Source organism: Parendozoicomonas verongulae (genome assembly GCF_009711465.1).
In the GTDB taxonomy this organism is placed as follows: Bacteria; Pseudomonadota; Gammaproteobacteria; order Pseudomonadales; family Endozoicomonadaceae; genus Sansalvadorimonas; species Sansalvadorimonas verongulae.
Genome location: NZ_SMME01000822.1, coordinates 1 through 26,684, shown reverse-complemented (window position 1 = coordinate 26,684; position 26,684 = coordinate 1). Strand labels below are relative to the sequence as shown.

The 26,684-nt window shown below is 50.8% G+C and carries 20 protein-coding genes; 8 read left to right on the top strand and 12 right to left on the bottom strand.

The window, feature by feature from the left end; genetic code table 11:
• Nucleotides 1-41: 41 nt before the first annotated feature.
• Nucleotides 42-2,879 (bottom strand): FAD-binding and (Fe-S)-binding domain-containing protein, encoded by a 2,838-nt coding sequence (locus E1189_RS10545; protein ID WP_155160118.1) that lies wholly within the window; start codon nucleotides 2,877-2,879, stop codon nucleotides 42-44.
• A 241-nt stretch (nucleotides 2,880-3,120) separates the two neighbouring features.
• Entirely contained in the window at nucleotides 3,121-4,587 is a 1,467-nt protein-coding gene (ubiD, locus tag E1189_RS10540; protein WP_155160116.1) for a 4-hydroxy-3-polyprenylbenzoate decarboxylase, read from the bottom strand.
• Between the two features lie 107 nt (nucleotides 4,588-4,694).
• Between ubiD and E1189_RS10535 the strand changes: the two genes are divergently transcribed.
• Nucleotides 4,695-5,471, top strand: coding sequence for a class I SAM-dependent methyltransferase (locus tag E1189_RS10535; RefSeq protein WP_155160114.1), 777 nt, complete (start codon nucleotides 4,695-4,697; stop codon nucleotides 5,469-5,471).
• Nucleotides 5,472-5,590: 119 nt separating this feature from the next.
• On the opposite strand, the gene rho is transcribed toward E1189_RS10535, so the two are convergent.
• Together rho and trxA are read right to left on the bottom strand one after the other, a co-directional pair.
• A complete protein-coding gene (rho, locus tag E1189_RS10530; RefSeq protein WP_155160111.1) occupies nucleotides 5,591-6,850 on the bottom strand; it encodes a transcription termination factor Rho in 1,260 nt (419 codons plus the stop codon).
• 416 nt (nucleotides 6,851-7,266) lie between these two features.
• Entirely contained in the window at nucleotides 7,267-7,590 is a 324-nt protein-coding gene (gene trxA / locus E1189_RS10525; protein WP_155160109.1) for a thioredoxin TrxA, read from the bottom strand.
• Nucleotides 7,591-7,813: 223 nt separating this feature from the next.
• Here trxA and ppx point away from each other — a divergent pair, with 223 nt between their 5' ends.
• Entirely contained in the window at nucleotides 7,814-9,319 is a 1,506-nt protein-coding gene (ppx, locus tag E1189_RS10520; RefSeq protein WP_155160106.1) for an exopolyphosphatase, read from the top strand.
• Nucleotides 9,320-9,338: 19 nt separating this feature from the next.
• On the opposite strand, the gene E1189_RS10515 is transcribed toward ppx, so the two are convergent.
• On the bottom strand, nucleotides 9,339-10,706 hold the full coding sequence (locus E1189_RS10515; RefSeq protein ID WP_155160104.1) for an MFS transporter: 1,368 nt from the start codon (nucleotides 10,704-10,706) through the stop codon (nucleotides 9,339-9,341).
• A gap of 169 nt (nucleotides 10,707-10,875) precedes the next feature.
• On the opposite strand from E1189_RS10515, the gene rep reads away from it, so the two are divergent.
• Nucleotides 10,876-12,882: a DNA helicase Rep gene (gene rep, locus E1189_RS10510; RefSeq protein WP_329601975.1), complete on the top strand. Its 2,007-nt coding sequence runs from the start codon at nucleotides 10,876-10,878 to the stop codon at nucleotides 12,880-12,882.
• Between the two features lie 44 nt (nucleotides 12,883-12,926).
• On the opposite strand, the gene E1189_RS10505 is transcribed toward rep, so the two are convergent.
• From E1189_RS10505 to ftsY, 6 genes are all read right to left on the bottom strand, one after another.
• Nucleotides 12,927-14,411 carry a carboxypeptidase M32 gene (locus E1189_RS10505; protein WP_155160099.1) on the bottom strand — a complete coding sequence of 495 codons (1,485 nt, stop codon included), beginning with the start codon at nucleotides 14,409-14,411 and terminating at the stop codon, nucleotides 12,927-12,929.
• 304 nt (nucleotides 14,412-14,715) lie between these two features.
• A complete protein-coding gene (gene rpoH, locus E1189_RS10500; RefSeq protein WP_155160097.1) occupies nucleotides 14,716-15,576 on the bottom strand; it encodes an RNA polymerase sigma factor RpoH in 861 nt (286 codons plus the stop codon).
• A 151-nt stretch (nucleotides 15,577-15,727) separates the two neighbouring features.
• Complete coding sequence (locus E1189_RS10495; RefSeq protein WP_155160095.1) at nucleotides 15,728-17,335, bottom strand: hypothetical protein; 1,608 nt, start codon at nucleotides 17,333-17,335, stop codon at nucleotides 15,728-15,730.
• Nucleotides 17,336-17,486: 151 nt separating this feature from the next.
• Complete coding sequence (gene ftsX / locus E1189_RS10490) at nucleotides 17,487-18,554, bottom strand: permease-like cell division protein FtsX (protein ID WP_155160093.1); 1,068 nt, start codon at nucleotides 18,552-18,554, stop codon at nucleotides 17,487-17,489.
• Nucleotides 18,551-19,234, bottom strand: coding sequence for a cell division ATP-binding protein FtsE (ftsE, locus tag E1189_RS10485; RefSeq protein WP_155160091.1), 684 nt, complete (start codon nucleotides 19,232-19,234; stop codon nucleotides 18,551-18,553). The genes ftsX and ftsE overlap by 4 nt, the downstream gene beginning before the upstream one ends.
• Before the next feature lie 51 nt (nucleotides 19,235-19,285).
• Nucleotides 19,286-20,545, bottom strand: coding sequence for a signal recognition particle-docking protein FtsY (ftsY, locus tag E1189_RS10480; protein ID WP_155160089.1), 1,260 nt, complete (start codon nucleotides 20,543-20,545; stop codon nucleotides 19,286-19,288).
• 286 nt (nucleotides 20,546-20,831) lie between these two features.
• On the opposite strand from ftsY, the gene E1189_RS10475 reads away from it, so the two are divergent.
• The 4 genes from E1189_RS10475 (at nucleotide 20,832) to E1189_RS10460 (ending at nucleotide 24,364) form a co-directional block, all read left to right on the top strand.
• Nucleotides 20,832-22,133 carry a cation:proton antiporter gene (locus E1189_RS10475; RefSeq protein ID WP_155160087.1) on the top strand — a complete coding sequence of 434 codons (1,302 nt, stop codon included), beginning with the start codon at nucleotides 20,832-20,834 and terminating at the stop codon, nucleotides 22,131-22,133.
• 34 nt (nucleotides 22,134-22,167) lie between these two features.
• Nucleotides 22,168-22,806 (top strand): 16S rRNA (guanine(966)-N(2))-methyltransferase RsmD, encoded by a 639-nt coding sequence (gene rsmD, locus E1189_RS10470; RefSeq protein WP_155160084.1) that lies wholly within the window; start codon nucleotides 22,168-22,170, stop codon nucleotides 22,804-22,806.
• Between the two features lie 2 nt (nucleotides 22,807-22,808).
• Nucleotides 22,809-23,798 (top strand): hydrolase, encoded by a 990-nt coding sequence (locus tag E1189_RS10465; protein ID WP_155160082.1) that lies wholly within the window; start codon nucleotides 22,809-22,811, stop codon nucleotides 23,796-23,798.
• 101 nt (nucleotides 23,799-23,899) lie between these two features.
• Entirely contained in the window at nucleotides 23,900-24,364 is a 465-nt protein-coding gene (locus E1189_RS10460; protein ID WP_155160080.1) for a pilin, read from the top strand.
• Between the two features lie 35 nt (nucleotides 24,365-24,399).
• Here E1189_RS10460 and E1189_RS10455 read toward each other — a convergent pair whose 3' ends face one another.
• Nucleotides 24,400-25,062 carry a TetR/AcrR family transcriptional regulator gene (locus tag E1189_RS10455; RefSeq protein WP_155160078.1) on the bottom strand — a complete coding sequence of 221 codons (663 nt, stop codon included), beginning with the start codon at nucleotides 25,060-25,062 and terminating at the stop codon, nucleotides 24,400-24,402.
• Nucleotides 25,063-25,220: 158 nt separating this feature from the next.
• Here E1189_RS10455 and E1189_RS10450 point away from each other — a divergent pair, with 158 nt between their 5' ends.
• Entirely contained in the window at nucleotides 25,221-26,660 is a 1,440-nt protein-coding gene (locus E1189_RS10450; RefSeq protein ID WP_155160076.1) for a coniferyl aldehyde dehydrogenase, read from the top strand.
• Nucleotides 26,661-26,684: the final 24 nt, after the last annotated feature.

Genomic DNA, 26,684 nt, shown 5'->3' with positions numbered 1-26,684 from the left:
CTATGCGAAAGCAATGGTCCGGGTACTTAATACTGATGTTCTTACTTTTGAATACAGCGATCCAGCAAGTAAACGACAGAGTGATAAGGAACGCCGCTGTTACTGCTCAGGCCGATTTCACAGGTACGGTTAGCGGAGATACCTTCCTTCGCCGTTGCAGGCACCTGAGCTTTCAGAGGCTTAAGAGCACTCTTATTCAGCTCTGGAGTTGAGAAGCCCTTGTCGCCAGCAAACCCGCAGCAGGTGATACCGTGGGGTACAATCATCTCTGTGGTGCACTTGCGAACAATGTTCTTCAGTTTTTCACCTGAGCCCAACTTCTGCAGGCTGCATGGAACATGAACCATCACTGGATCTTCAACCGGAGTCAGTGTCCACTTGTCCAGTAGTACATCGTGGATAAATTCAACCAGATCAAAGACCTGCAGGGAGCCCATACCATTCTCACGCTGCTGCCAGCTACAGCTGCTGGCGTCGGAGATTACGGGGAATTCTCCGTTATTCGTCGCCTTCATCAGTGCCAGACGCAGTTCTTCCTTTTTCTGGGCTGCCACTTCTGGCTGACCTTTGGAGGAGAAAGGCTGACCACAGCACAATGCGGAGGTGTTCTCAGGCAGAACCACGCGGTAACCTGCAGCCTCAAACAGACGAATAACAACAGCTGTCAGAGGCTCCTGCTCAAAATCGTCACGGCCGGGAGCCATGTTACGGGTTGAGCAGCTGGGAAAGTAAACCACTGTCTTCTGCCCTGGTGTTGCAGCCTTTGGTTTATGCTCCAGAGGCTTCTGACTGGCAGCCTTGGGCATCGCTTCATTCCACAGAGGAATACGGTTGCCGGACAGACTGCGCAGGCCACCTGTCACCTTTGCCATGGCATCCGTACCCAGCACGCCATGGGCCATATCTGCCACTTTCAGAGAAGCACGTACAGCAGTTGTAGTACCGGAGAAGTGATTACCAACCCGGCTGGCAATCCCCTTGTAAGCCGCGTTGTTTTTTTCACGCAACTTCTTGGTCAGTGTACCGGTGTTAATACCTACAGGGCAGCGCAGGGAACACAAGCCACAGGCCGCGCAGGTTTCCAGGCCAGCATAACCAAACACATCTTCCATATCCTGCAGACGTTTCTTGTCCGCAGAGTCTTTGGCTTCGCGACGCAGACGACAGATTTCACGCCACAGCGCAATTCGCTTGCGCGGAGTCAGCGTCAGATGTTGGGAAGGACATGCAGGCTCACAGAAACCACACTCCATGCACTTATCAATAATTTCATCAGCGGCTGGCATGGGCTTGAGATTTGCAATGTGGGATTGTTTATCCTCATTGATAATCACGCCAGGGTTCAGAAGGTTTGCAGGATCAAACAGTTCCTTCACACCCTTCATCAGACGATAAGCATCAGTTCCCCACTCCAGCTCAACAAATGGCGCCATGTTACGGCCAGTGCCGTGCTCGGCTTTCAGGGAGCCGCCAAAGTCTACGGCAACCAGCTGGGCAACGTCGTCCATAAACTTGCGGTAGCGCTCTACTTCTTCGTTGCTATCGAAGTTCTGTGGGAACACAAAGTGCAGGTTGCCTTCCAGGGCGTGACCGAAAATCAGTGCTTCGCTGTACTCGTACTTTTCAAATAACTCCTGCAGACGCAATACGCCTTCAGTCAGCTGTTCAACAGGGAATGCAATATCTTCGATGATAACGCTGGTGCCGGTGTCACGTACCGCACCAACCGCTGGCAGCATACCTTTACGCACAGCCCACAGTGCAGAGTACTCTGCTTCCACCTCAGTGAAAGCAACGCGGTCGGTCACTGTAAATTCCGCAACAACCTTTTCGATCTCATCAATCTGGGTGAGCAGGGTTTCATGGTCTTTGCCACGGGTTTCGATCAGCAGGGAGCAGGCGGTTTCGCTCAGACTCTCATTGATGAAATCTGGCAGGCCGGGCTTACCGATAACAGAGCCCATGGCACGGCGGTCCAGCAGCTCTACAGAGTCAACAGGCGCAGGTTTCAGCGCTGTCACTGCACGACAACAGGTCGCTACATCCGGGAACACAATCAGAGAGGACGCCTTGTTGGCATACTCTGGTACGGTGTTGTAAGTCACGGAAGAGATAAAACCCAGGATACCTTCAGAGCCGATCATCAGGTGAGTCAGGATATCCAGAGGGTCAGTGAAATCCACCAGAGCATTAATACTCAGACCGGTGGTGTTTTTCAGTCGGTACTTATGGCGAATCTTGTCGCTGAGTTCTTTGTTTTCAGCAACGTCATCCGCCAGCTTTTTCAGGTCTCTCAACAGCTCTTTATGGCTTTCACGGAATGCCGCTACGCTGACGCTATCAGCGGTATCAACCAGCGTGCCGTCCGCCATAATCAGACGAATGCTATCCAGAGTGTGATAAGTATTTTGAGCTACGCCACAGCACATACCGCTGGCGTTGTTAGCAGCAATACCACCAATACGGCAGGTATTGATAGAGCCGGGATCAGGTCCGATTTTACGGCCAAAGGGTGCCAGAAAGGCGTTTGCATCGGCACCGATAACACCCGCCTGCAGACGAATTCTGGCACCATTGTCGATAATTTCGTGATCGGTCCAACCGTTGCTGGCTACAACCAGAACAGAGTCAGAAATAGCCTGACCGGAAAGGCTGGTACCCGCGGCACGGAAAGTCAGTGGAATGTGCTGCTCAGCGGCTTCACGAATAACCAGCTGAACTTCGTCTTCCGTTTCCACCAGAACTACCAGTTGTGGAATCAGACGATAGAAAGATGCGTCTGTGCCAAACGCCATACGGCGTGAAAAATCTGTAAGCAGTCGCTCTGCAGGAATAGTCGTTTTCAGTTGATTACAAAGAGTTGTTATAGCACTGCTCATGTTAGGGTCTCATCACACCCGGGGAAAAGTACACGGCCGAATACTTAACTGACGGGCTATTGCGGTTAGATCAATAGTCCAGCGTCTCTACAGGAATGCAAGAATTGAGCGACTATGATCAAATAGGATCTGAGCGATGATAATTCCAGTTTAGAATCTGTCAATGTTAAACAACGCCTTCGCAAGTATTTTGTAAAGACGTTGATGCAGGTCAACTTTGTAAAATAGTTTTCAAATCGCCTTAATCAATTCCTAATTCATCCCAAATACTATCAACACGCTTTTTAACCTCATCCGTCATGGAAATAGCGCGACCCCATTCGCGTTTTGTTTCGCCTTCCCACTTATTTGTTGCGTCAAATCCAACTTTTGAACCAAGGCCTGCTTCTGGTGATGCAAAATCAAGATAATCTATCGGTGTGTTTTCGATAAATACTGTATCTCGCTTCGGGTCCATGCGTGTTGTCATCGCCCAGATAACATCCTTCCAGTCCCGGGCGTTAATATCGTCATCACACACAATCACAAACTTGGTATACATAAACTGCCGCAGAAATGACCAGACCCCAAGCATCACCCGCTTGGCATGGCCGGGGTACTCCTTACGCATAGTAACTACGGCCATTCTGTAGGAACACCCTTCCGGCGGCAGATAAAAATCCACAATCTCCGGAAACTGCTTCTGCAAAATGGGTACAAACACCTCATTCAGCGCCACACCCAGCATGGCAGGCTCATCGGGTGGGCGGCCAGTATAGGTACTGTGGTAGATTGGATCTTTTCTGTGGGTCATACACTCCACGGTAAACACCGGGAAACTTTCCACTTCGTTGTAATAGCCCGTATGATCACCATAGGGACCTTCCTCGGCGAAATCATCGGGGTAGATAAACCCTTCCAGAACAATCTCTGCGCTGGCAGGCACTTGCAGATCTGTGATTTTTCCTTTTACCAGCTCCGTGCGAGAGCCTCTTAGCAAACCGGCAAAGGCATACTCAGATAAACTGTCTGGAACAGGTGTAACCGCACCAAGAATAGTGGCTGGATCTGCCCCCAAAGCGACAGCAACCGGAAACGGTTTGCCGGGATTACGTTCTTGCCAATCTCGCAAATCCAGCGCGCCGCCACGGTGAGAGAGCCAGCGCATAATCAGGCGATTCGGCCCCAGCAGTTGCTGACGGTAAATGCCCAGATTCTGGCGTTCTTTCAATGGTCCTTTGGTGATAACCAGCGGCCAGGTCACCAGCGGTGCAACATCTCCTGGCCAGCAATGCTGCACCGGGAGTTTGGTGATATCGATATCATCACCTGTCAGCACCACCTCCTGACAGGGAGCATTACGTACTACCTTTGGCCCCATGCTCAGCACTTTTTTGAAGATGGGCAGTTTTTCCAGCGCATCGCGGAAACCCTTGGGTGGATCTGGCTCCTTGAGGTACGCCATAAGCTTGCCCACATCACGAAGTGCATCGGTATTATCCTGTCCCATACCCAGAGCCACCCGTTTAGGGGTGCCAAACAGGTTTGCAAGCAGAGGAACGTCTGAGCCTTTTGGGTTTTCAAACAGCAGCGCAGGGCCACCACGTCTCAGGGTGCGGTCACTGATTTCTGTGATTTCGAGGTAGGGGTCTACTTCTTGTTTTATGCGTTTTAATTCGCCCAGCTTTTCCAACTGATCGATAAAATCCCGCAAATCACGGTATTTCATTTACTGGCCTTCTACCGAGAAGAGTGAAGTCAGCGGGTACTATATCTCGCTGGACTCAAAAATGCCTGCCTATACTTGTGCCCCCATTTCCTATCAGGGTATTTTTGATGAAATCAACAGCACAGCAGGACACAACACCTTATAAGCCAGTCTCTCATACAGGCGGCGTTACCTTTGACGGAACCAATGTGCTGGTTGATGATTGGATTCAATGCTGGGATGGTTCACACCCGCTGCTTGATATCGGGTGCGGCAACTGTAATAACGCGATGAAAGCTCTGGAGAGCCATGCTCGAGTGTGTGCCACGGAAATCACCATAGATACCATACATAGTCTGATTGCCCAATTCTCCCTGCACCCGAAGTTGAGCTTTCACCATCTGGTGTTGCCGGAGTTTGTTCCTTTCGACGACAGTACCTTTTCCGGCATTCTCTGTTCTGAAGTTTTCCATTTTTTGAATCATGCCGAGGTTGTTGCTACGGTCTGGGAACTTCATCGCTTGCTGATCTCGGGGGGCAAGGCCGCCATTACCTGCAGCTGTGAGGACTTAAAGATATTTCAAAATACAGGATTGAAAGAACTCCGCGCCCAGCAACGCATACAGCGCCCTGACTACCTGACTCCAATAGACGACATGCTGGGCTTCGAACGTAAGCTCATGGAAATGGAGCCTCCAACGCAGGATATGCTGGATATGTATGAGCTTCACAAAAAGACCATGCCAAAGCCCTACTTCAATGCTTATAACCCTGAACAGCTCGGGATGCTGTTTGAAAGAATGGGGTTTGAAATTGAACTGCTCACTACCGGACCGGCTCCTCATTACCCTATTTGGGAGCATGGCGAGGATGATCAAGTGCGGCTGATTGCCCGAAAGAAATAAACAGTTTCACGTACTACAGATACTAAGCGCCATCATTATGCGAAAGCAATGGTCCGGGTACTTAAAAGGCCTTCCTACTTTCACAGGAAGGCCTTTTCAATTCCGTTCAGGGTGAAACGTTACTTACGCTTCATCGCCTGGAAGAATTCATTGTTGGTCTTGGTGTGTTTCATACGATCCAACAGGAACTCAACTGCTGCGATTTCATCCATTGGATGCAGAAGCTTGCGCAGAATCCACATGCGCTGCAGTTCTTCCTCTGTCGTCAGCAAGTCTTCGCGGCGCGTACCGGACTTGTTGATGCTCATAGCGGGGAATACTCGCTTTTCAGCAATACGACGATCCAGGTGCAGTTCCATGTTACCGGTGCCCTTGAATTCCTCGAAGATAACTTCGTCCATCTTGGAGCCGGTATCAACCAAGGCAGTGGCCAGAATCGTCAGGCTGCCGCCTTCTTCAATGTTACGGGCAGCACCAAAGAAACGCTTGGGGCGTTCCAGGGCGTGAGCATCCACACCACCGGTAAGAACCTTACCAGAGGAAGGGATCACCGTGTTGTAGGCACGGGCCAGACGGGTGATGGAATCCAGCAGGATAACAACGTCTTTTTTGTGTTCGACCAGGCGCTTGGCTTTTTCCAGAACCATTTCCGCAACCTGAACATGGCGGGAAGGTGGTTCATCAAAGGTGGAAGCCACAACTTCACCACGCACAGAGCGGGACATTTCTGTTACTTCTTCCGGACGTTCGTCGATCAGAAGAACAATCAAGTGACATTCAGGGTTGTTGCGGGTGATATTCGCTGCAATATTTTGCAGCATCAGTGTTTTACCGGCTTTAGGTGGCGATACAATCAAACCACGCTGGCCTTTACCGATAGGTGCAACAAGGTCAATGATTCGGCCGGTTAAATCTTCTGTGGAACCATTACCCATTTCCATAACCAGACGTTTCTGTGGAAACAGAGGAGTCAAGTTTTCAAAAAGGATTTTGTTTCGGGCGTTTTCAGGCTGGTCGAAGTTGATTTCGTTAACTTTCAGAAGGGCAAAATAACGTTCGCCTTCTTTTGGTGGCCGAATCTTACCGGCAATGCTGTCACCGGTTCGCAGGTTAAATCGTCGAATCTGGCTTGGGGAAACGTAAATATCGTCAGGACCGGCAAGGTAGGAGCTGTCAGAGGAGCGGAGGAAGCCAAAGCCATCCTGCAGGATCTCCAGCACACCATCGCCGTAAATATCTTCACCGCTGCGGGCGTGACGCTTGAGAATGGAGAAAATTACATCCTGTTTACGGGAACGTGCGAGGTTGTCGAGTCCAATCTCTTCCGCGATTTTTAGGAGCTCCGGAACACTCTTTTTCTTAAGCTCGGTAAGGTGCATAACTGGCCGTGTGGGTTACTTTCTGAAAGGGAAATTCTATGGCTGTCGCAGGGAACGTCAGGCTTGAATTTGTTTTATAACGTTTGGTTTGAGACTAGCCTGAAAATTTAACCGCTGCACGAAAACTATTAACTTGCAAACCCTTGAAGCAAATAATTTTCGATAGAAATTAGTTTCCGTTCTGCGCGCCCGAAGCTTTATCGACTTTACCAGACCCTGGTCAGATCCTAGATCGATTCTTACTGGCTTTTGTGAAAGCTCAAACAAGTAGCTGCGGTGGTGAAACGGTTTGTTGTAAATCTATCACCGCCTCACTGAAGCGTCCAGCATCAGTTCTCACAAAATAGTACGGAAGTTGCCGGGAATGCAAGAAAAATATTGCACACCCGGCGGAGACCTTTGATCTCAGGATGAAATCAGAGGTTGCTATCCAGGAAGGCTGTCAGCTGGGACTTAGACAGTGCACCAACCTTTGTAGCTTCCACGCTGCCGTTTTTAAACAGCATCAGGGTTGGGATACCACGCACGTTGTACTTGGGAGCAGTGGCTTCGTTTTCATCGATGTTCAGTTTGCAAACTTTCAGGCGGTCGGCGTAATCCCGGGCAATCTCATCGAGCACTGGCGCGATCATCTTGCAGGGGCCACACCACTCCGCCCAGTAATCAACCAGCACTGGGGTATCAGACTTCAATACGTCGTCTTCAAAGCTGGCATCCGTGACGTTGACGATCTCGCTCATGGACTGTGTTCCTCACGTTGCTATTTTTACTGTGAAAGTGCTCAGGCCTCAGCGCAAACACCTTCTGCTCATCGCTTTGAGCATGGGAAAGGGTGCAATAATAGCATCGGGAGAAGACAGGGATAAACCCTCCTCATTTCACAGGAGCACAACTGCTCATATTCTGCTGGCATCGGGTTCTGGTATGCTTACCTTTATGAGCATTCGAGGACAGACAGTGGCCATGAGCCGACCTACGACTGAGCAGACAGATAACTCCCCCCTGATTGCCGCAATAGATCTGGGCTCCAACAGTTTTCATATGATCGTAGCCCGTGAAGATCATGGCGAGCTGCGACCGGTGGAACGCATAGGCGAGAAAGTACAACTTGCTGCCGGACTGGACAGCAACAGCAATCTTACGGAAGAGGCCATAGAACGCGGCCTGAGCTGTCTGAAAAAAATGGCACAGTACTGTGCCGGCATGCCTAAAAATGCCATACGTGTGGTGGGCACCAATGCCCTGCGCAAAGCCCAGAACAGTCACGAATTTGTGCGTCGGGCAGAAGATATTCTGGGGCATTCTGTGGATATCATCGCAGGTCGTGAAGAGGCTCGCCTGATTTATCTCGGGGCGGCCCATACCCAGTCAGACGACCACGAACGTCGTCTGGTCATCGATATCGGTGGTGGCAGTACCGAGTTTATTATTGGCGAACGCTTTGAACCCAGGATGCTGGAAAGCCTGCATATGGGTTGTGTTGTGTGGACGCAAAAATACTTTTCTGACGGCCGCATTTCTGAACAGCAGTTTGATGAAGCCTACTACGGAGCCCGTCTGGAATTGATGAACATTGAACAGTCATTCCGCAACCTTGGCTGGCAGGAAACTATTGGTTCATCCGGTTCCATCAAGTCGGTTTACACCATTCTTGGCGAACGCGGACAGGAAGGCATTACCCGTGATGGCCTGCATGCGCTCAAAAAAGAGCTTCTGGCCATTAAGCGCATAGACCGTATTTCTTTCAAGGGCTTAAAACCCGAGCGCGTTAATATCTTCCCTGGCGGCCTGGCTATTCTGTGTGCAATTTTCGACAGCCTGAAAATCAAAAAAATGTCATTCTCGGAAGGTGCCTTGCGTGAAGGGCTTCTTTACGACATGATCGGCCGAAACAACCACGAAGATGTACGCAACCGCACTCTGAAAGCGATCCAGAAACGCTACCATGCCGATGAAAAGCAGGCCGAGCGAGTCACTCTTCAACTGACTCGCCTTCTGAAGGAAGCTCAACAACAGTGGAACCTCTCCAACGATGACTGTCAGCTGGTATTGAGTGCTGCCATGGTCCATGAAATCGGCATGGATATTTCCCATACCCAGTTCCATCGCCATGGTTCGTATATTCTGCGCAATGCGGATCTTTTAGGATTCAATAAACGTCAGCAACAAAATCTTGCCATGCTGGTACGCGGTCATCGACGTTCACTGCCTTTACAGGCACTGTTCCAGCTCCCGAGAAGAGAGTGTCAGCGAATGCTCAAACTGATGATCCTGTTGCGTATTGCTATTTTGCTGAACCATCGCCGTTCCGATAAAGGCTTGCCTGAGTATACCTTCTCAGTGTCCGGCGCCAGCATGAAAATTGCGTTCCCGGACGAGTGGCTGGTCAACAACCCACTGACCTCGGCGGATTTTGAGCAAGAGCAATCTTACTTTTCCAGAGCCGGTTACAAGCTGGAATTTGTCTAACGCCCCTCCGTAAAACCTGTCACTCAGTTAGAGGCTGTTCGCCACTTACAGGCACAGCTTCTGAGCTGAGGCGATTATTATCCCGTACCCAAAGTATCAAAAGCAGAACCAGACATATCACACCTGCCGCCGTAATAAGCTGAAAAGCCCCATCCCATCCCCAGAAATCCACCACGCGGCCCAGCAGCAGGTTGGCTCCCGACGCACCCAGCAGATAGCCAAACAATCCACAGAAACCCACACTGGCTGCAACGTATTTGCGAGGAGCAATATCAATGATGTGCACATGGAGAAGTACAACACAGCCGTATATCAGAAAACCAATAGCAGAGAGCATCAGAATAGGTTGAAGCCAGTGACTGGCATCACAGTGCCAGTATCCTAGCAATGCAAGAAGAACCAGTGCCATATTCAGAAGGTTTACAGGAACCCTGCGACCGTGGAATACCCGATCCGAAATATATCCGCACAACAGTGTGCCAGGAATAGCCGCAAACTCAAACGCCGTAAAAGCCCAGCTGGCAACCTCAAAGCTAAATCCCCGTCCTTCTGTCATATACAGGGGTACCCAGTCGATCACCCCATAGCGGATAAAGTAAACACACATATTCAGCAGGGCGAGTATCCACAAATCAGGCATTCTCAAACAGGTTTGCAGAAACCCTCTTACGCCACCGGGGTCGCTTGTACCACACCCGGCATTGCTCAGCTTCTCTTCACTTTCTTTTTCAAGCAAAGGTGGCAGGTTGCAATCTTCCGGGCGATCACGAATCCACATCAGTGAAACAAACCCAACACCTAAGGCAATAAGCCCCGGCAGAATCAGTTTGCTTTGCCAAATGGAAAAAACGGATACAGAAAAAATCGCCAGAGGCCCCAGCAGACCAGCCCCAAGATTATTGGAAAGATTCCAGAAACTCGTCGCTCTGCCTCGCTCCTCCCTTCGAAACCAGTGCGCAATAACCTTGGCGCTGGATGGCCAGCCCAGCCCCTGCGCCCAACCGTTTATTACCATCAGGAAAGCTATCACTGCAAAAGGGCAGGACGCCCATGTCGCACCCGCCAGAGCCAGAGACATAACTGCCGACACCAGCAGGCATACAGGCATAAGCCAACGAGCACTGAAACGGTCGGCCACAAACCCCATAATGAAATTACTCAAACCATAGGACACTGTCATCACGGCCATCGCGGTGCCCAATTCGCTTTTACTCCAGCCCTGTCCTACAAGATCCGGCATAATCAGCACGAAATTCTTTCTTACAAGATAGTAAGCGGAGTAGCAAAAGAAGACACTGAACAGCACTTGCAGCCGCAGGCGTGCATAAACCTGAGTTTGAGTCTGGTTATAACCTGCAGGTATATCGCGCATGAAAGAACGTTTCATAAAGTGCAAAGCTGGGTAGTCCACGCATTGCTCGTCAAAACTAGCAGATCATTTTTGAAATGCAGGTTTAAAATTTCACGATAGATACACAACTGTATACTCTCTGCTTTTGTGCCTGTTGAGAGAAGAAGTACAATAAACATTTTGTCTTTCTGGAGAGTGATCCGCAGTGGCCCGATTGAACGAGCGCCAAGAAGAAGCTGTTAAATACGTCTCAGGCCCACTATTGGTTCTGGCTGGCGCGGGCAGTGGTAAAACCAGCGTAATCACGCAGAAGATTGCTTACCTGATTCGGGAATGCGGCCTGAAGGGGCGCAACATTATTGCGGTCACCTTCACTAACAAAGCCGCGCGTGAAATGAAAGAGCGTGTCGGCAAACTGGTGGAAGGTCCCGCATCACGCGGCCTTACAGTTTCTACTTTCCACAATTTGGGCATGAACATTATCCGCAAGGAATACAAAACCCTCGGATTCAAGCCCGGCTTTTCAATCTTCGATCAGCAGGACGCCCGGGCGCTGCTCGCCGAGCTGATGCACAAACACCTCTCCGACGGTGAAGACAGCGTCGACTTTGTTCAGCACAGCATTTCCAACTGGAAGAACGATCTGGTGCTTCCCCAGCAGGCTCTGGATCGTGCTCGCAGTGAAGACGAGATGCTCGCAGCACGGGTTTATGTCAGTTACATGCGTACCCTGCGCGCCTTTAATGCCGTCGACTTTGACGATCTGATTCTGCTGCCTGTACAACTGTTCCGCGAACATCCGGAAGTGCTCAATCGCTGGCAGGAAAAGATCCACTACATGCTGGTTGATGAGTATCAGGATACTAACTCCAGCCAATACCTGCTGGTGAAGCAGCTGGTTGGCACCCGTTCCATGTTCACCGTGGTAGGCGACGACGACCAGTCAATTTACGCCTGGCGCGGTGCACGACCGGAAAACCTTGACCTGCTCAGTAAAGACTTCCCAGCCCTTAAGCTGGTCAAGCTGGAGCAGAACTACCGCTCCACCAGCCGTATTCTGAAAGCCGCTAACATTCTCATTGCCAACAACCCCCACGTGTTTGAAAAACGTCTGTGGAGCCAACTGGGCATGGGAGATGAAATTCGTGTGATTCGCTGCCGCAGTGAAGACAGTGAAGCCGAGCGAGTGGCTACAGAAATTCTGGCCCACCGCCTGAAGCACGATACCCACTGGAGCGACTACGCGGTGCTGTATCGTGGTAATTTCCAGTCCCGCCTTATTGAAATGAAGCTTCAGGAGCATCAGGTTCCTTACAAGATTAATGGTGGTCAGTCATTCTTCTCCCGCGCCGAGGTGAAGGACATGATGGCCTATCTGCGCCTGCTGGTGAATCCGGATGACGACAACGCATTCCTGCGCATTATCAACGTGCCACGGCGAGAAATCGGTGCTGCAACACTGGAAAAACTCGGCACCTATGCGACCCAACGCGGTGTGAGCATGTATGAAGCCTGTCATGAACTGGGGCTTCTGGAGACCATGGACAAACGCTACGTAGAGAAGCTGCGCAACTTTACCAGGTGGATGGACACGCTGGCGCGTACCAGCGAATCCGAACCTATGAAAGCTGTGCACCAGCTGGTTGCCGAGAGTGATTATGAAAGCTGGATTTACCAGCAAACCTCCAGCGATGCCGCTGCTGAAAAGCGTATGGGTAACATCAATTTCCTTGTGGGCTCCATTCAGCAAACCATCGAGCGGGGGGATGAGGAAACCACCCTCGAAGACGCCATCACCAGATTGATTCTCCGGGATATGATGGAGCGGCAGGAGGAAGAGGAGGATGACGACAAGGTTCAGCTACTCACTTTGCATGCATCAAAAGGCTTGGAGTATCCGCACGTATTTATGGTGGGTATGGAAGAAGAACTGCTGCCTCACCGCACCAGCATTGAGGAAGATAATATCGAAGAAGAGCGACGACTGACGTACGTTGGTATCACCCGTGCCCGTAAGCGTCTGGTGATGACTCTTGCGGCTACACGACGCCAGTTTGGTGAAAATCTGGATACTACACCGAGTCGCTTCCTTGACGAGCTTCCTCAGGAAGACCTTATTTATGAAGGCTGGGAGCAGCGCTCTACTGCCGAGCAGCGTCACGCCCGAGGTCAGGAAGCTTTGGACGACATACTGAAAGGGCTAGACCTTTAAGTACCAAAAAGGCGCTGCCCCCTTACGTGCAGCGCCTTTTTACGCTATCCCAGATAACGGGATTCCAAATGTGCTTTGAAGTGCTGGGCATTAAGAGTTTCACCCGTTGCTTCAGTCACCAACGCATCGGTCGTGAGCAAAGAGCCTTTACTCCAGATATTCTCTGATAGCCAGCTGAAGATTGGCGAGAGATCACCGCTACGAATGGCACTCTCAACATCCACTGTCGTCTTCATAGCCGCCATAAATTGTGCAGCGTACATGGCGCCCAAGGTATACGACGGGAAGTAGCCAAAGGCACCATCTGTCCAGTGAATATCCTGCATACAACCATTTTTGAAATTGTCCTTTGTGGACAGCCCCAGATACGCCTGCATCTTTTCATTCCACAGCTCTGGCACATCGGTGTGCTTGATCTTGCCGTTGATCAGATCACGCTCAATTTCATAGCGCAGAATCACGTGGGCAGGGTAAGTCAGCTCATCGGCATCAACACGGATAAAGCCTTTCTCTACACGGGTGTAGAGCTTATAGAAGTTATCCTGAGAGAACAGTGCAGGGTTATGGCCATCAAAGTGCTTGCCAGCCATTCGGGCCAGATGTTCGATAAAGGCCGAGCTACGCCCTACCTGCATCTCAAAGAACAAGGACTGGGACTCATGAATCCCCATTGAGCGCGCTGTGCCGGAAGGAAGCCCTGCGAGGGACTTTGGCAAACCCTGTTCATAACGAGCATGGCCGGTTTCATGGACAATACCCATCAGGGACTGCACAAACTCGCTTTCATCATACCGTGTGGTGATACGCACGTCAGAAGGAACACCTCCACAGAACGGATGTACGCTTTCATCCAGACGACCATGGTCAAAATCAAACTGGAGCAGCTTCATCACTTCAAGGCCAAGAGCCTTTTGTTTTTCCGGAGGAAACACGCCTTCTGGCTTGATGAACTGTTCGGACGCCTGTTTATCCAGAGCCTGATTAATCAACTCAGGCAACCAGCTTTTCACATTCAGGAACAGTGCATCCAACGACTCGGTACTGGTATCCGGCTCGTAGAGATCCAGCATGGCATCGTAAGGTGTTTTGCCCGTGGCCTCCGCGCGAATCTGCGCCTCTTCCTGAGAGAGTTTGACGACCTCCTGCCAGTTTTTCTCAAACCCCTTCCAGTCGTTTTCGCCTCGCTGGGTGCGCCATGCGTGCTCGCATTTGGAGCCTGCCAGAGATTTCGCCTGCACCAGCTCTTCTGGCAACACATTCGCCTGCTGCCACTGACGCTTCAATTCTCGGAGCGTGGCCTTATCCTGAGTGGATAACTCTTCACCTTCAGCCTGCTCAAACCATTCCCCTAGCTGAGGCTGGGTATTCAGACTATGAATATGAACCGATAACTCTGCCATAGCCTCGGAACGAGCCTGATTACCGCCGCTGGGCATTACTGCAGCCTGATCCCATCCACAGATGGAAGCAAGATGACTGAAGTTGGAAATTTTCTTTGAATGGGCCGTGAGTTTTTCAAATGCGCTCATAAGACTGCGTCCGTTTATCAATGAGTGTTCTTTACGAATCGTTCTTTCAGTTTTTCAACAAATAAGCGCGCACCAAAACTGAGAGCCCGGTTTGGGTAAACTGGATCTTATCCCTGACTATACCCAGGCGCGCATAACAGGCTGCGGGCAAACCGCTGAGTTGTTGAATGTCGTCTGGCATCTGCCATCCGCGAGAACGATGGCTGGTCCGGGCCTCTGAATGGCGACGCGGAAATCGTTTAAGTGGGTACGAACAAAAAAGGGTTGCTTCAGCAACCCTTTTCTATAAGTATCACACAACCGATCAGGCGGCCATGACGCCCTTCAGTTTCTTCAGTGCATTCTTTTCCAGCTGGCGGATGCGTTCCGCAGACACACTGTACTTGGCTGCCAGTTCGTGAAGTGTGGCTTTACCTTCTTCGTTCAGCCAGCGGCTTCGCAAAATGTCCTGACTACGCTCATCCAGGCTATCCAGTGCCGCTTGTAAGCGTGAGGTAGAGTCTTGTTCCCAGTCAGCGTCTTCCAGCATGGTGGATGGGTCGGCAGCACGATCTTCCAGATAGTGGGCAGGTGCCTGATAGGTCGAAGAGTCGTCATCGTCGCTGGCGTAGCCATCAAACGATGTATCCTGCCCTGCCATACGACTTTCCATTTCCTGGACTACGGCTTCGTCGACGCCGAGGTCTTTAGCAACCGCTTCAGTTTCAGCTTTATTCAGCCATCCCAAACGCTTCTTACTGGAACGCAGGTTAAAGAAAAGTTTGCGCTGAGACTTGGTAGTTGCAACTTTTACGATCCGCCAGTTGCGCAGAATAAATTCATGGATTTCGGCTTTAATCCAGTGCACAGCAAAAGACACCAGACGCACACCCATTTCAGGGTTAAAGCGCTTTACGGCCTTCATCAAGCCGACGTTGCCTTCCTGAATAAGGTCTGCCTGAGCGAGGCCATAACCGGCATAGCTCTTGGCAATATGCACGACAAAACGCAGATGGGACATAACCATCTGGCGTGCCGCTTCAAGATCGTTGTCATAGTAAAGGCGATCGGCAAGTGCTCTTTCCTGTTCGACAGACAACACAGCGATGCTGCTGACAGCATGGATATAGGCCTCAAGATTCTGGCCGGGGGTCAGCATATCAACCGGTTGCAGGCTGGTACCCATTAAAGGTCTCCGTTATTTAGCTCAACTTATAGTTTACCATCAATTCATCTGGACAATGAATAGCAGAAAAAGTTCCCAAGGAGAGATTTTTCAGAGCATAAAGCTCCCCCTACAGAACCCAAAAGAGCGCTGCGGGGAAACTAGAACGAGGTTAGCCAGCCTTTTGGCTTCTCATCTGGTCAATAACCCAGCCCACGGTGCTGGCGGCTGGCTTGTCGGTAGACATCAGTAAATAAACGCTTCCCCCCACCAGCGCAATACCTGCGCCAAAGACCATTCCGGCTCCTTTGATAGCACCACCGGCAAACCCTCCGGTCATCCTATTCACAGCCGGAAAGACTTTATACATGGCACCGACGGTCAGCAGGCTGGCAATAGAAAACATCGGATACCCGGTTTTGGCAGTAACCTTCTCACTCAGGTAGGAACCGGTATCAGCCGCAGCACGCAGAAGAGATGACATTCCACGTACAGAACGCAGAGAGATATTTTCCAGCGCCACAAAAGGTAGCCAGAAAGCACTGGTGGCGTCATACACGCTTTCCTCCAGCAGATAGGGTGCTGCCAAGGGCAGGGCGAATAATCCAAGTCCGCCGCCAGCAGCTGCGCTACCTACAATGCTGGCATTTAACATCCATCCGCCAACTGCAAATGCAGCAGCCATAGTTGCCCCTCCTCCCGTACCGCTGGAAGCCCGGGCCATAAGATCGTAGATATAGCTGTGATACTGCTCAATCAACTGCTCCTGGCGAATAATACTTATATTGTCACCAGTACCACTTTCAGCGTAATCAGCTAAAGCCTTAGGCTGGACCTGTAGCACGCTGCCACGAGACTCCACCAGAAAGACTTCCGTTATATAAACCGAGGGCATATTCACAACAGCCTTGGCGGCTTTCTGGTAATCATCAATAGGGCTTTGACCCGATGGTGAATAGGCAATCACCCGACCAGTGCCACTGTGTATAAGGTGTCCGCCATTCTGAGTAATCCAGGTTGTTCCGTGCCCTTTTTTAAAACGGCCGAGCTGGCCCAAAAGACTTAACAATTCTTCACGGTTCATGCGGTGATCATTCACCGCAAAACACCAGGAGCGGGTTTGACGAGCACCAACCTTGTCCACTATGGAGTCATTGATCTCCACCGGAGTCGCTGTCTCCAGTTTAGGGGACTGGGTATCTCTTAAGGTTTCCAACCCCAGTCGAGCCATTTCCGTGTCAGTGATACGCACCAGAGTTTTACTGCTGTCCAGACTGGCTGGCAAACGATTTCCCAGATAACGAAGCTCTTCTGCTGCATGGAGAGAGTCGAGCACTGACTGGGCCCGTCCCATGTAACAAATCAGACTATTTACACCAACCAGATCCGCTTCGGAAACATCCTGAGTCTCCATTTCATCGTAAGGATTGGTCCCCCATAGAAGGTAACTGCCATAGTTAACAGTCCCGTAGTAGGCTTCAGAGCCTACACCGCTAAGAAAATTATAAAGACGAGAGGAGAGTGAGGGCTGAGCACTCTCCTCAGTGTCTTCTGTTTCGTCATCACCAACCGGTGAAGTAGCAACATAGGGTGCAACTTCTGGCTTAAAAGCACGCCCACCGGAGACGATGCCGTCATCTTTCATCGCTGTGTCAGGATCAAACTGCAACCCCTGTGAACCACTCAAGGCCAGAGCATTTCCTGAAAGGCCAATAACAATCAGCAGGAAAGTTGTTGCAGATGCAGCCATGACATAAGACATTATTCGATAGTGAAACATAAGCCGAGTCCTCTTGCCTCAACGGTTCCTGACTAGTGGGCTAAAGACCACCAATTAAAGCACCGGTTCCGGAAACGACTCGGAATATTCCTATTATTTTTGTAACGGGCCCAACAGGAAAGCTGGGCACTGAGCAGAGGGGGTAAGGTTGTTATGGATCAATGCGGCGAAGCTGTCGCCAACTGGCAAGAAAGGCTCCACCCACCCCCATAATCATCCCGCTTACGATAAGCGTGAACGTAATGGCAAGGCCCGGAAAGCCAGGGCGGAAAGAGGATTGATACAAACTGGCCAGCTCCTGAGCCGGGCCGGCAACACTGCTCCACAGTGTGGCGGTTATAACAGCCGCTGACAATCCGCCCAGCAGACCATACCAAAAGCCACTATAAAGAAACGGCAGAATCACAAAACCATCGGAGCCACCCACCAGTTTGATAACCCGAATTTCCTCAGTTCGATTCATCACTAGCAAGCGAATAGTGTTACCCACAGCCAGAAGCACAGCGAGAGCAATAAGAACAGAGACACCGGTAAAGATACGATTCCCCAGCTTCAATATACTTTGCAGCCGCTTCAACCAGGCACTGTCCACCCGCACTTCATCCACTCCTGTCATACGGGACAAGCGATTTCTCAAGTTGCTGACGGCGAGTGGGGATACATCTTTCGGCACAATTTCAATCACACCGGGCAGAGGGTTTTCATCCAGCTGCCGCAGGGCCTCACCCAGGCCCGAATACTTCTCAAACTCCGTCAGTCCTTGAGCTGGTGAGATATAAGTAGCCTGTTCAATAGCAGCATCATGGGCAAGACTCTCACGGAGCTGCAAAGCCTGAGCATCGGAGATATTACTTTTGAGATACATCGAAGCACGGGCCGAAGTCATCTGATTGCTGCCGGCGACTTCGCGGAGGTTATCCAGAGCCATAGATAGCACCGCAGGAAGAGACATTGCCACCGCCAGCACCAAAACCGTAATCAAACTGGCCAAAGGTGTTGAGAGAATGCGTGAAAGCGCCTCTCTGGATACACGGCGATGCAACCCTATCAGAGATGTCCAGTTATCCAGCGCTGAAATGGACTGACCGTGACTTTTCCTCTGCCTGACTTTAGGTTTGGGTTTCGGGTTTGGCTTCTCCCTGGATGTTTTCCGCCAGGTTGTCACGGCTGCTTTACGTTGCCGGGCTCTGGCTCTCAGCCCCTTTTCGGTCCTGCTCATACAACACCGTCCTCAGAGGCAACGCCCTCGGAAACCAAGCGTCCGCCTTCCAGAGTAATAACCCGGTGCCCCATTCGCTGAACCAGATCGAGATCGTGAGTCGCAATCAGAATAGTCATACCCACCTGGTTGTAATGCTGGAAGCGCTGCATAATGTCAGCAGAGAGGTCCGGGTCAAGGTTACCGGTAGGCTCATCCGCCAGCAGAACAGCTGGACGGTTCACCATAGCCCGGGCGATACCCACACGCTGCCGTTCACCACCAGAGAGAGCTATCGGATTCAGCCTCTCCTTATCAAGCAGACCCACCATATCCAGAGCAGCCCGAATGCGCTTACCTATATCACCGTAATCGTAACCTGCCACCATCAGGGGAATGGCCACGTTATCAAACACGGAACGATCAAAGAGAAGCTGGTGATCCTGGAAAACAACACCGATATTGCGTCGCAGAGCAGGAATTTGCCCCCGACGCAAATCAGAGAGGCGGTAGCCACCCACCTGCACATGGCCACTGCTAGGGCGTTCCATAAGCATGATAAGTTTGAGCAGTGTGCTCTTTCCTGCACCGGAGTGTCCGGTCAGAAAAGCCATTTCCCCCCGCTCTAAATGCAGGTTAATGCGATCAAGCCCCACATGACCGTTGGGAAATCGCTTACTCACACTATCAAAAACTATCATGGGGCCATTCCCTTACCTTTCAGCACAACGCTTGAATATCCTCAGCTGTGCTTAAACCTCAATATCCGCAAACAGTGCATCAACAAATTCATCGGCATTGAAAGGGCGTAAATCTGCAATTTGCTCACCAACACCAAGGAAGCGAATAGGTAGCTGCATCTGCTGGGAAAGGGCAAAGGTCACACCACCTTTCGCGGTGCCATCCAGCTTAGTAAGGGCCATACCCGTCAGCCCAACGGCTTCATCAAATAACCTGGCCTGATTCAGAGCATTCTGGCCGGTACCTGCATCCACCACCAGAAGAACCTCATGAGGCGCTTCAGGGTCAATTTTGCCAAGAACCCGCTTCACCTTCTTCAGCTCTTCCATCAGGTTGTCTTTGTTATGGAGACGACCCGCAGTATCGGCAATCAAAATATCCATCTGACGTGCTTTCGCAGCTTCCAGGGCATCGTAGAGAACAGATGCGCTGTCGGCGCCGGTATGCTGGGCCACAACAGGAATATCATTGCGCTCTCCCCAGACCTGCAGCTGCTCAACCGCCGCCGCACGGAAGGTATCACCCGCAGCAAGCATCACCTTCTTGCCTTCGTTCTGGAATTGGCGGGCCATCTTGCCGATAGTGGTGGTTTTACCCACACCATTCACACCCACAACCAGGATCACAAAAGGCTTTTTGGTGGTATCAATTACCAGAGGTTTATCTGCTGGTTTCAGAATCTTGGCCAGCTCAGCTTTCAGGGCATCAACCAGCGCATCAGCATCATCCAGCTCTTTATAGGCAACCCGCTGGGTCAACCCATCTATAATCTGGCGTGTAGCATCGATACCCACATCAGACACAAGCAACTGGGTTTCCAGATCTTCCAGCAACTCATCATCGATTTCCTTCTTACCAATAAAGAGCGTGGTTACGCCTTCAACGAGGGAGGCGCGAGTCTTGGAAAGACCGGACTTCATTCGGGAGAAGAAGCCACCTGCCTCCTCAGCCTCTTCCTCAATTTCAGGTGCAGGTTCAACCTGCACAACCGGGGCAGAAGCCTCAGCTACAGGTTCAGGCTCTGGCTTAATTTCCTGTACAGGCTCCGGTGCCGTTTCCTCGGGAGTGGTGGCCGGTACAGGATCAGCCACAGGCTCTACCGCAGGAGCAGGTGCCGAAGCAACCTCGTCTGCCGGTTTCTGAGCAGGCTCTTCTGGCTGCACAGACACTTCGGCAGGCTGCTCAGCAGGTGCCTCTTCTTGCTTCCGGCCGAAGGGCCAGAAACGGCGCTTTGCGCCACTGGATTTGTCGTCTTTTTTGGAACCAAACATCGTATTCGCTAATTCCGCTATTCCGCATCAGATCAATGCGGACTTGATCATCCGACAATACTAACACCTAACTCGACTGGCGGGCAGTCAGGCATTCCACACTCTGTTCGAATCTGTTTATCAGGACACGCAGACGATAAAATACGACAGGAAAAGCACAAGTATCAGTAGGTAGCAGACCCACCAGGCACTACAAAATATAAGAACATCCACAAAGTAGATTACGGAGCGTCATATTCTATAATTCTCGCCGCCCCTATCATTCAACTTATAATACAGGCTCTTAATGGCACAGATTCATCTTGCCCAGCATATGCTAACCCTGTGTGCGATGCTGCTGGTTGCGGTCATTATTTTAATGATCCTTCAAAAATGGCGTTTCCCTTATACAGTTGGTCTTGTTATCGCGGGCTTAATTACCGGGTTGGCTTCTGACCATTTTCAATTGTTTGGAGAAGGCACGGCAAGTATTCGCGATCAAATCAATATAAGTCACGACCTTATCCTTTACGTCCTGCTTCCGCCGCTGGTTTATGAGGCCAGCCTGGAAATGGACATACGCCTGTTGAAGAAAAACCTTATTCCCATTCTGCTTCTGGCTGTAGTAGGCCTGCTTATATCCACATTCTTTGTTGCAGGCATGATGAGTTGGCTGACACCCCTGAACCTAATTCCCGCTCTAGTGTTTGGTGCGCTCATATCTGCCACCGACCCGGTTGCTGTTATCGCCCTGTTCCGGGAGGTGAAAGCGCCAGAACGTCTTTCCCTGCTGATGGATGGAGAAAGTCTGTTTAACGATGCCACCGCTATTGTTATGTTTCAGGTGATGCTGGGTCTTGTGGCAGTCCCCGTTGTAACAACGTCCACTGTTTTAATGGCAGCAGCCGACTTTGTACGAGTCTTTGTTGGCGGTGCTGTTGTTGGTGTCATTATCGGCACACTGATATCCATGCTGGCCAGCTGCCAGGTCAATAACCGCATGGTACAGATCACCCTGTCCAATGTTGCGGCCTGGGGCAGTTTCATTCTGGCAGACCATTACCTTGAGCTCTCTGGTGTTATGGCTTGTGTAACAGCAGGTCTGGTTTCTGGCTATTACGCTCGTACCCGTTTGGGCAAACGCGTTCTTATGGCCTCACAGCGCTGGTGGTCTTACGCCACTTTTATGGCTAACAGTTATGTATTTCTGCTGCTGGGCCTGCAGGAGGAGCTCCTGTTTAAACCCAAAGCTATGTTGAGTGTTCAATGGCTGCTGATTGCTGTTCTGGTTGTGCTGCTGGCTCGTCTGCTGGTGATTTACATAATCCTGCCGTCTTACAACATCATTACGGACAAGGCCCAGAAAATCAGTTCGCCAGATCAGTTCATTATGTTCTGGGGCGGATTGCGCGGAGCAGTCCCCACAGCTTTGGTTCTATCCCTTGATCCGGACTTCCCTCAGCGTGGTCTGGTTTTCAATATGACCCTTGCAGTCATTCTCTGGACGCTTCTGGTTCAAGGTATCAGCATGAAGCCAATTCTGAAAAAGCTGCTGCCACCAGAGGCACCAACACCTAAAACATCAACCGCTGCCGTAAAAAACAGGTAAAATGCACGTTTGCATTAAGAATCCAGATTACGGCATGTCTCGTTCCCACAAATCCAGAAAGCCACGACCACAAACCAGTTGTCGTGCTTCTGGACAGCAAACCGGTCAGCACAGCGGGGCTGGCAAGCTCCGCATTATTGGCGGCGAATGGCGTAGCCGCCTATTGCCCGTTGCCTCTGTTGAAGGCCTTCGCCCCACTCCTAACCGCATCCGGGAAACACTCTACAGCTGGCTCACTGGCTGGGTGCCCGGCGCCCGCTGCCTCGATGCGTTTTCCGGCACTGGGGCTCTTGGCCTTGAAGCATTGTCTCGCGGCGCAAAGCACGCAACATTTCTTGAATACTCCCCCATTGCCGCCAAAACACTGCAGAGCAACCTCACCACACTGAAATGCACAACGGCAGAAGTGGTTCATACCGATGCGTCCCGCTGGTTGAGCCAAACAGCAAAAACACCTTACAATCTGGTGTTCCTGGACCCACCTTTTCACAAAGGCTTTGTCGCACCGGTTTGCCATTTACTGGCCAGTAACGGCTACCTTACCGAGAACAGCCTTGTTTATATTGAGTCTGAAGTTGAGCTGGGGCAGCCGGATGTTCCGGAAAACTGGCAGCTGTGGAAAGAAAAAACAGCGGGTCAGGTAACCTGCCGCCTGTATCGAGTGAACGAATAACTATGACAACGACCAAATTTTCTCCAGCTCCGTGGCTCTCTCACGGGCATATCCAGACGATCTGGTCGCCACTGTTTCGCAAGCAAACTTCTCCTGAAAGACATCGTGAACGCCTGTCGCTTCCGGAGGATGATTTTATTGATCTGGACTGGTTTGGGCCGGAAGATGGCCATAAACCGCTCACCCTTCTCCTCCATGGCCTGACCGGATGCTCCCAGTCCAAATACATCGTCGGCTTGCAGCATGCCCTTGCTGAACAGGATATGCCGAGCGTGGCGATGAATTTCCGAGGCTGTAGTGGAACCCCAAACAACCTGCCCAGCGGATACCATTCTGGCATAAGCAGCGATCTCAAGCTGGTGATAGACGCTCTGGCACACCGTTTCCCCAGCCGAACATTTATGGCTGTTGGCTATTCACTAGGTAGCAGCGTACTTTTGAAGTATCTGGCAGAGGAAGGGGAAAACAGCCGCTTTCAATCGGCCGTTACTGTCTCGGTCCCCTTTGAGCTGGGGCAATGTTCCTTGCGCATCAATGAAGGCTTTTCCCGCATTTATCGGGATCGCTTCCTGAGAGACATGGTGGCGTATATTGATGAAAAAAAGCGTCATTTTCAGGAACAGGGCTGGGATGATCGCCTAAAAACTTTGAACAGCCTCGGAGATTTAAGCACAATCAAAACCTTCCACGAGTACGACGGACGGGTAACAGCGCCACTTCACGGCTACGACAGTGCCGAGGATTATTATCAACTCTGCAGCCCCCGCAATCATCTTAGTCAAATCACAACCTCTACGCTTATCCTTCATGCCAGCGATGACCCATTTCTGTTCCCTCACTCAATTCCAGATGCATCAGAACTCAGCGCCAGCACAACTATGGAGCTGACACAGGGTGGGGGTCATGTCGGCTTTATCAGCCATAACGGGTTAAAACCGGTCTATTGGCTGGAACATCGGATTCCCGCCTTTCTGCGCAACAGTGATGGGTGAGTAGCCACAAAGTAGCCTTTATTTTGACTTTATTAATCAGAACTCCTGCAGAAAGTCATCTAATCTTTTTCTTAAGATTTATCCATTTTGAGGAAGGGACTATGAAAGGAAAAAAACAACAGAAGGGATTCACCCTGATAGAACTCATGATTGTCGTTGCCATCATCGGTATCCTGGCAGCCGTGGCTATACCTGCTTATAACGAATATACAGTGCGTGCCAAAGTGTCGGAAGGACTTCAACTGGCCAGCGCCTACAAAGCTGATCTTATCGAGTTTTACTCAGTAAACGGAGCATTTCCTGACAGAGGTGGTATAGGCCTTGCCGCCAATACTAACTACTACTCCTCAAGCACCGGCAACGTGAAACTAATCACCTGGTCCCCCTCCCAAAATGCACTTGAGATTTGGTTCTCAGCAGAAACAGCGGCCGATATGAATGACAAGATCCTGTGGCTCAAGCCCACGGTAAACGCTGATGGCAACATCACCTGGGACTGTATGAGTAATACAAACGGTTACTACAGCATCAATAAATCCGGTTATCTACCAGCTAACTGCCGTTAATGTCCCCTGAACGCTGATAGACTGCTATCAGCGTTTTATACCTTTACGTAGTACTCATCCAGAAGCTGCTGAAACGTCTCTTGGTATCTATCCGTCACATAGGTTTTATCGAGCATCAGGATTTGATAAATTCCTCGCCGTATTGTCTCTTTGGAAAATTCATCCTCATGGCGAGAAATCACCATAGCCCCCACCGAGCCAATCCAGGATACCAGCACAATCCACGAGTTAAACACCAGAGCCTCTAGCTCTCTCTCATTCATTTTCCGATAGATTCCAGCCTTGACCATTAACCGGATAAGCCTCTTCATTTGCTGGATAAGGCTTTGGGAGAGATTCATAAGGGCATTTTTCAGCTCCTCATCCTCCGCCAGCAGATAATCAATATCCTTATGTACAAAGCGGTAATGCCACATTAAATGTACAGAACCTTCCAGCAAAACGCGCTTATCTTCAATGGTGAAGGCATGCTCTGGCACAAAGGACAGCGCCTGCATGCCAGCCCGGGAGTATTCATTTACCAGCGCCCGCACAATCTCGCCTTTGTTGCGGAAGTGATAATAAAGGTTGCCAGGAGACATCCCCAAGGCCGCAGCAATATGATTGGTAGACACCTGCCTCTCTCCTTGGGCGTTAAAAAGCTCTCTGGCTGCTTCCAGAATGCGGGATCGCGTTTTTCCGGCCTTGGCTGTGGTCATAGGTGCTTACAAGAACTGCCTGAATATTGATCGAACAGGATTAATTTACACTTTAGAGTCAATACTCTAAATTATTCAACAGACAAATAATAAAACCATCCGCCCATGCAGTCGCAGTACTCCAACTACATTGGCGCTACAACCCGGAGGAACTCCCTATGGCTACTGCCGTTGAAAGCATGACTGCAGCTCAGGACACCAAAGACACCCTGCGCCCGGTACTTGAACGCCAGCAAAAAGCCTACCGCGCCAACCCAATGCCCTCCAAAGAGGAACGCATTCGCAACCTGCAGAAACTCAAGCAGGTGCTTCTCGGTAATCAGGATGCCATCATCCAGGCCATCAGTGAAGATTTCGCCGGTCGCTCGCCACAGGAAACCCTGCTAGGGGAGCTGATGCCTGTCGCCCAGGACATCAACACTACCTGCAAAAAGCTTGGCAAGTGGATGAAACCCAGCAAACGTCATGTGGGCCAGCACCTGCAGCCCGCCAAAGCCGTTGTACATTATCAGCCTCTCGGTGTGGTCGGCATTATGGTGCCCTGGAACTACCCTGTGCAGCTGGCGGTTCTGCCTATGGTCGGCGCTCTCGCTGCCGGTAACCGGGTGATGGTAAAGATGTCCGAGTTCACGCCTGCTACAGCTGAACTTTTCGCCAAACTGATGAAAGACAACTTCCCGGAAGATTTGATCAGCGTCATCAACGGGGATGCCAGTGTGGCTGCAGAGTTCAGCAAACAGCCCTTTGATCACCTGTTGTTCACTGGTTCCACACAGGTTGGCAAGCTTGTGATGCGTGCTGCGGCAGAAAACCTGACTCCGGTCACTCTCGAGCTGGGTGGTAAATCCCCGGCTATTGTTGCGGATGATGTCGATCTGGCAGAGGCTGTCGAACGTATCTGCTTCGGAAAGTCTTTCAACGCAGGCCAGACCTGTGTGGCTCCCGATTACATTCTCTGCCCTCGCGAGAAACAGGCCGCGTTTATCGAAGCCTATCGCAACGCCTTTGAGAAGATGTACCCCAAACTTTCCAACAACAGTGATTACACCAGCATTGTGAACGAGCGCCAATATCAGCGATTAAACAAGCTGGTTGAGAAAGCGAAAGAGGGTGGTGCCGGGGTTCACGTGATTGGCGAAGACGGTGTGGACGATGGCAGCCGTCGGATGCCACTGCACATCATCACTGATGCCAACGATGATCTCGCAGTTATGAAAGAGGAAATCTTTGGCCCGATCCTTCCTATTGTTCCTTACGACAATTTCAATGAGGCTCTGGAATACGTAAACGACAGACCTCGCCCACTGGCACTCTATCTGTTCAGCCACGAAAACAACTGTCAGAGAAAAGTCCTCAACAACACTCACTCCGGTGGTGTCTGTATAAACGAAACCCTCCTGCATGTCGCGGTAGACGACATACCATTCGGAGGTATCGGCCCTTCCGGTATGGGACACTATCACGGCTACGAAGGTTTCCTGACCTTCACCAAAGCCAAAGGCACATTTATCAAGGGTAAATTCAATGCTGCAAAGTTTATGTACCCTCCTTACGGTGGTCTGCTCGGTAAAATCATATTCAAGCTGTTTGTGCGCTAGGGCCTGTTGAGGTTTTACATCGGC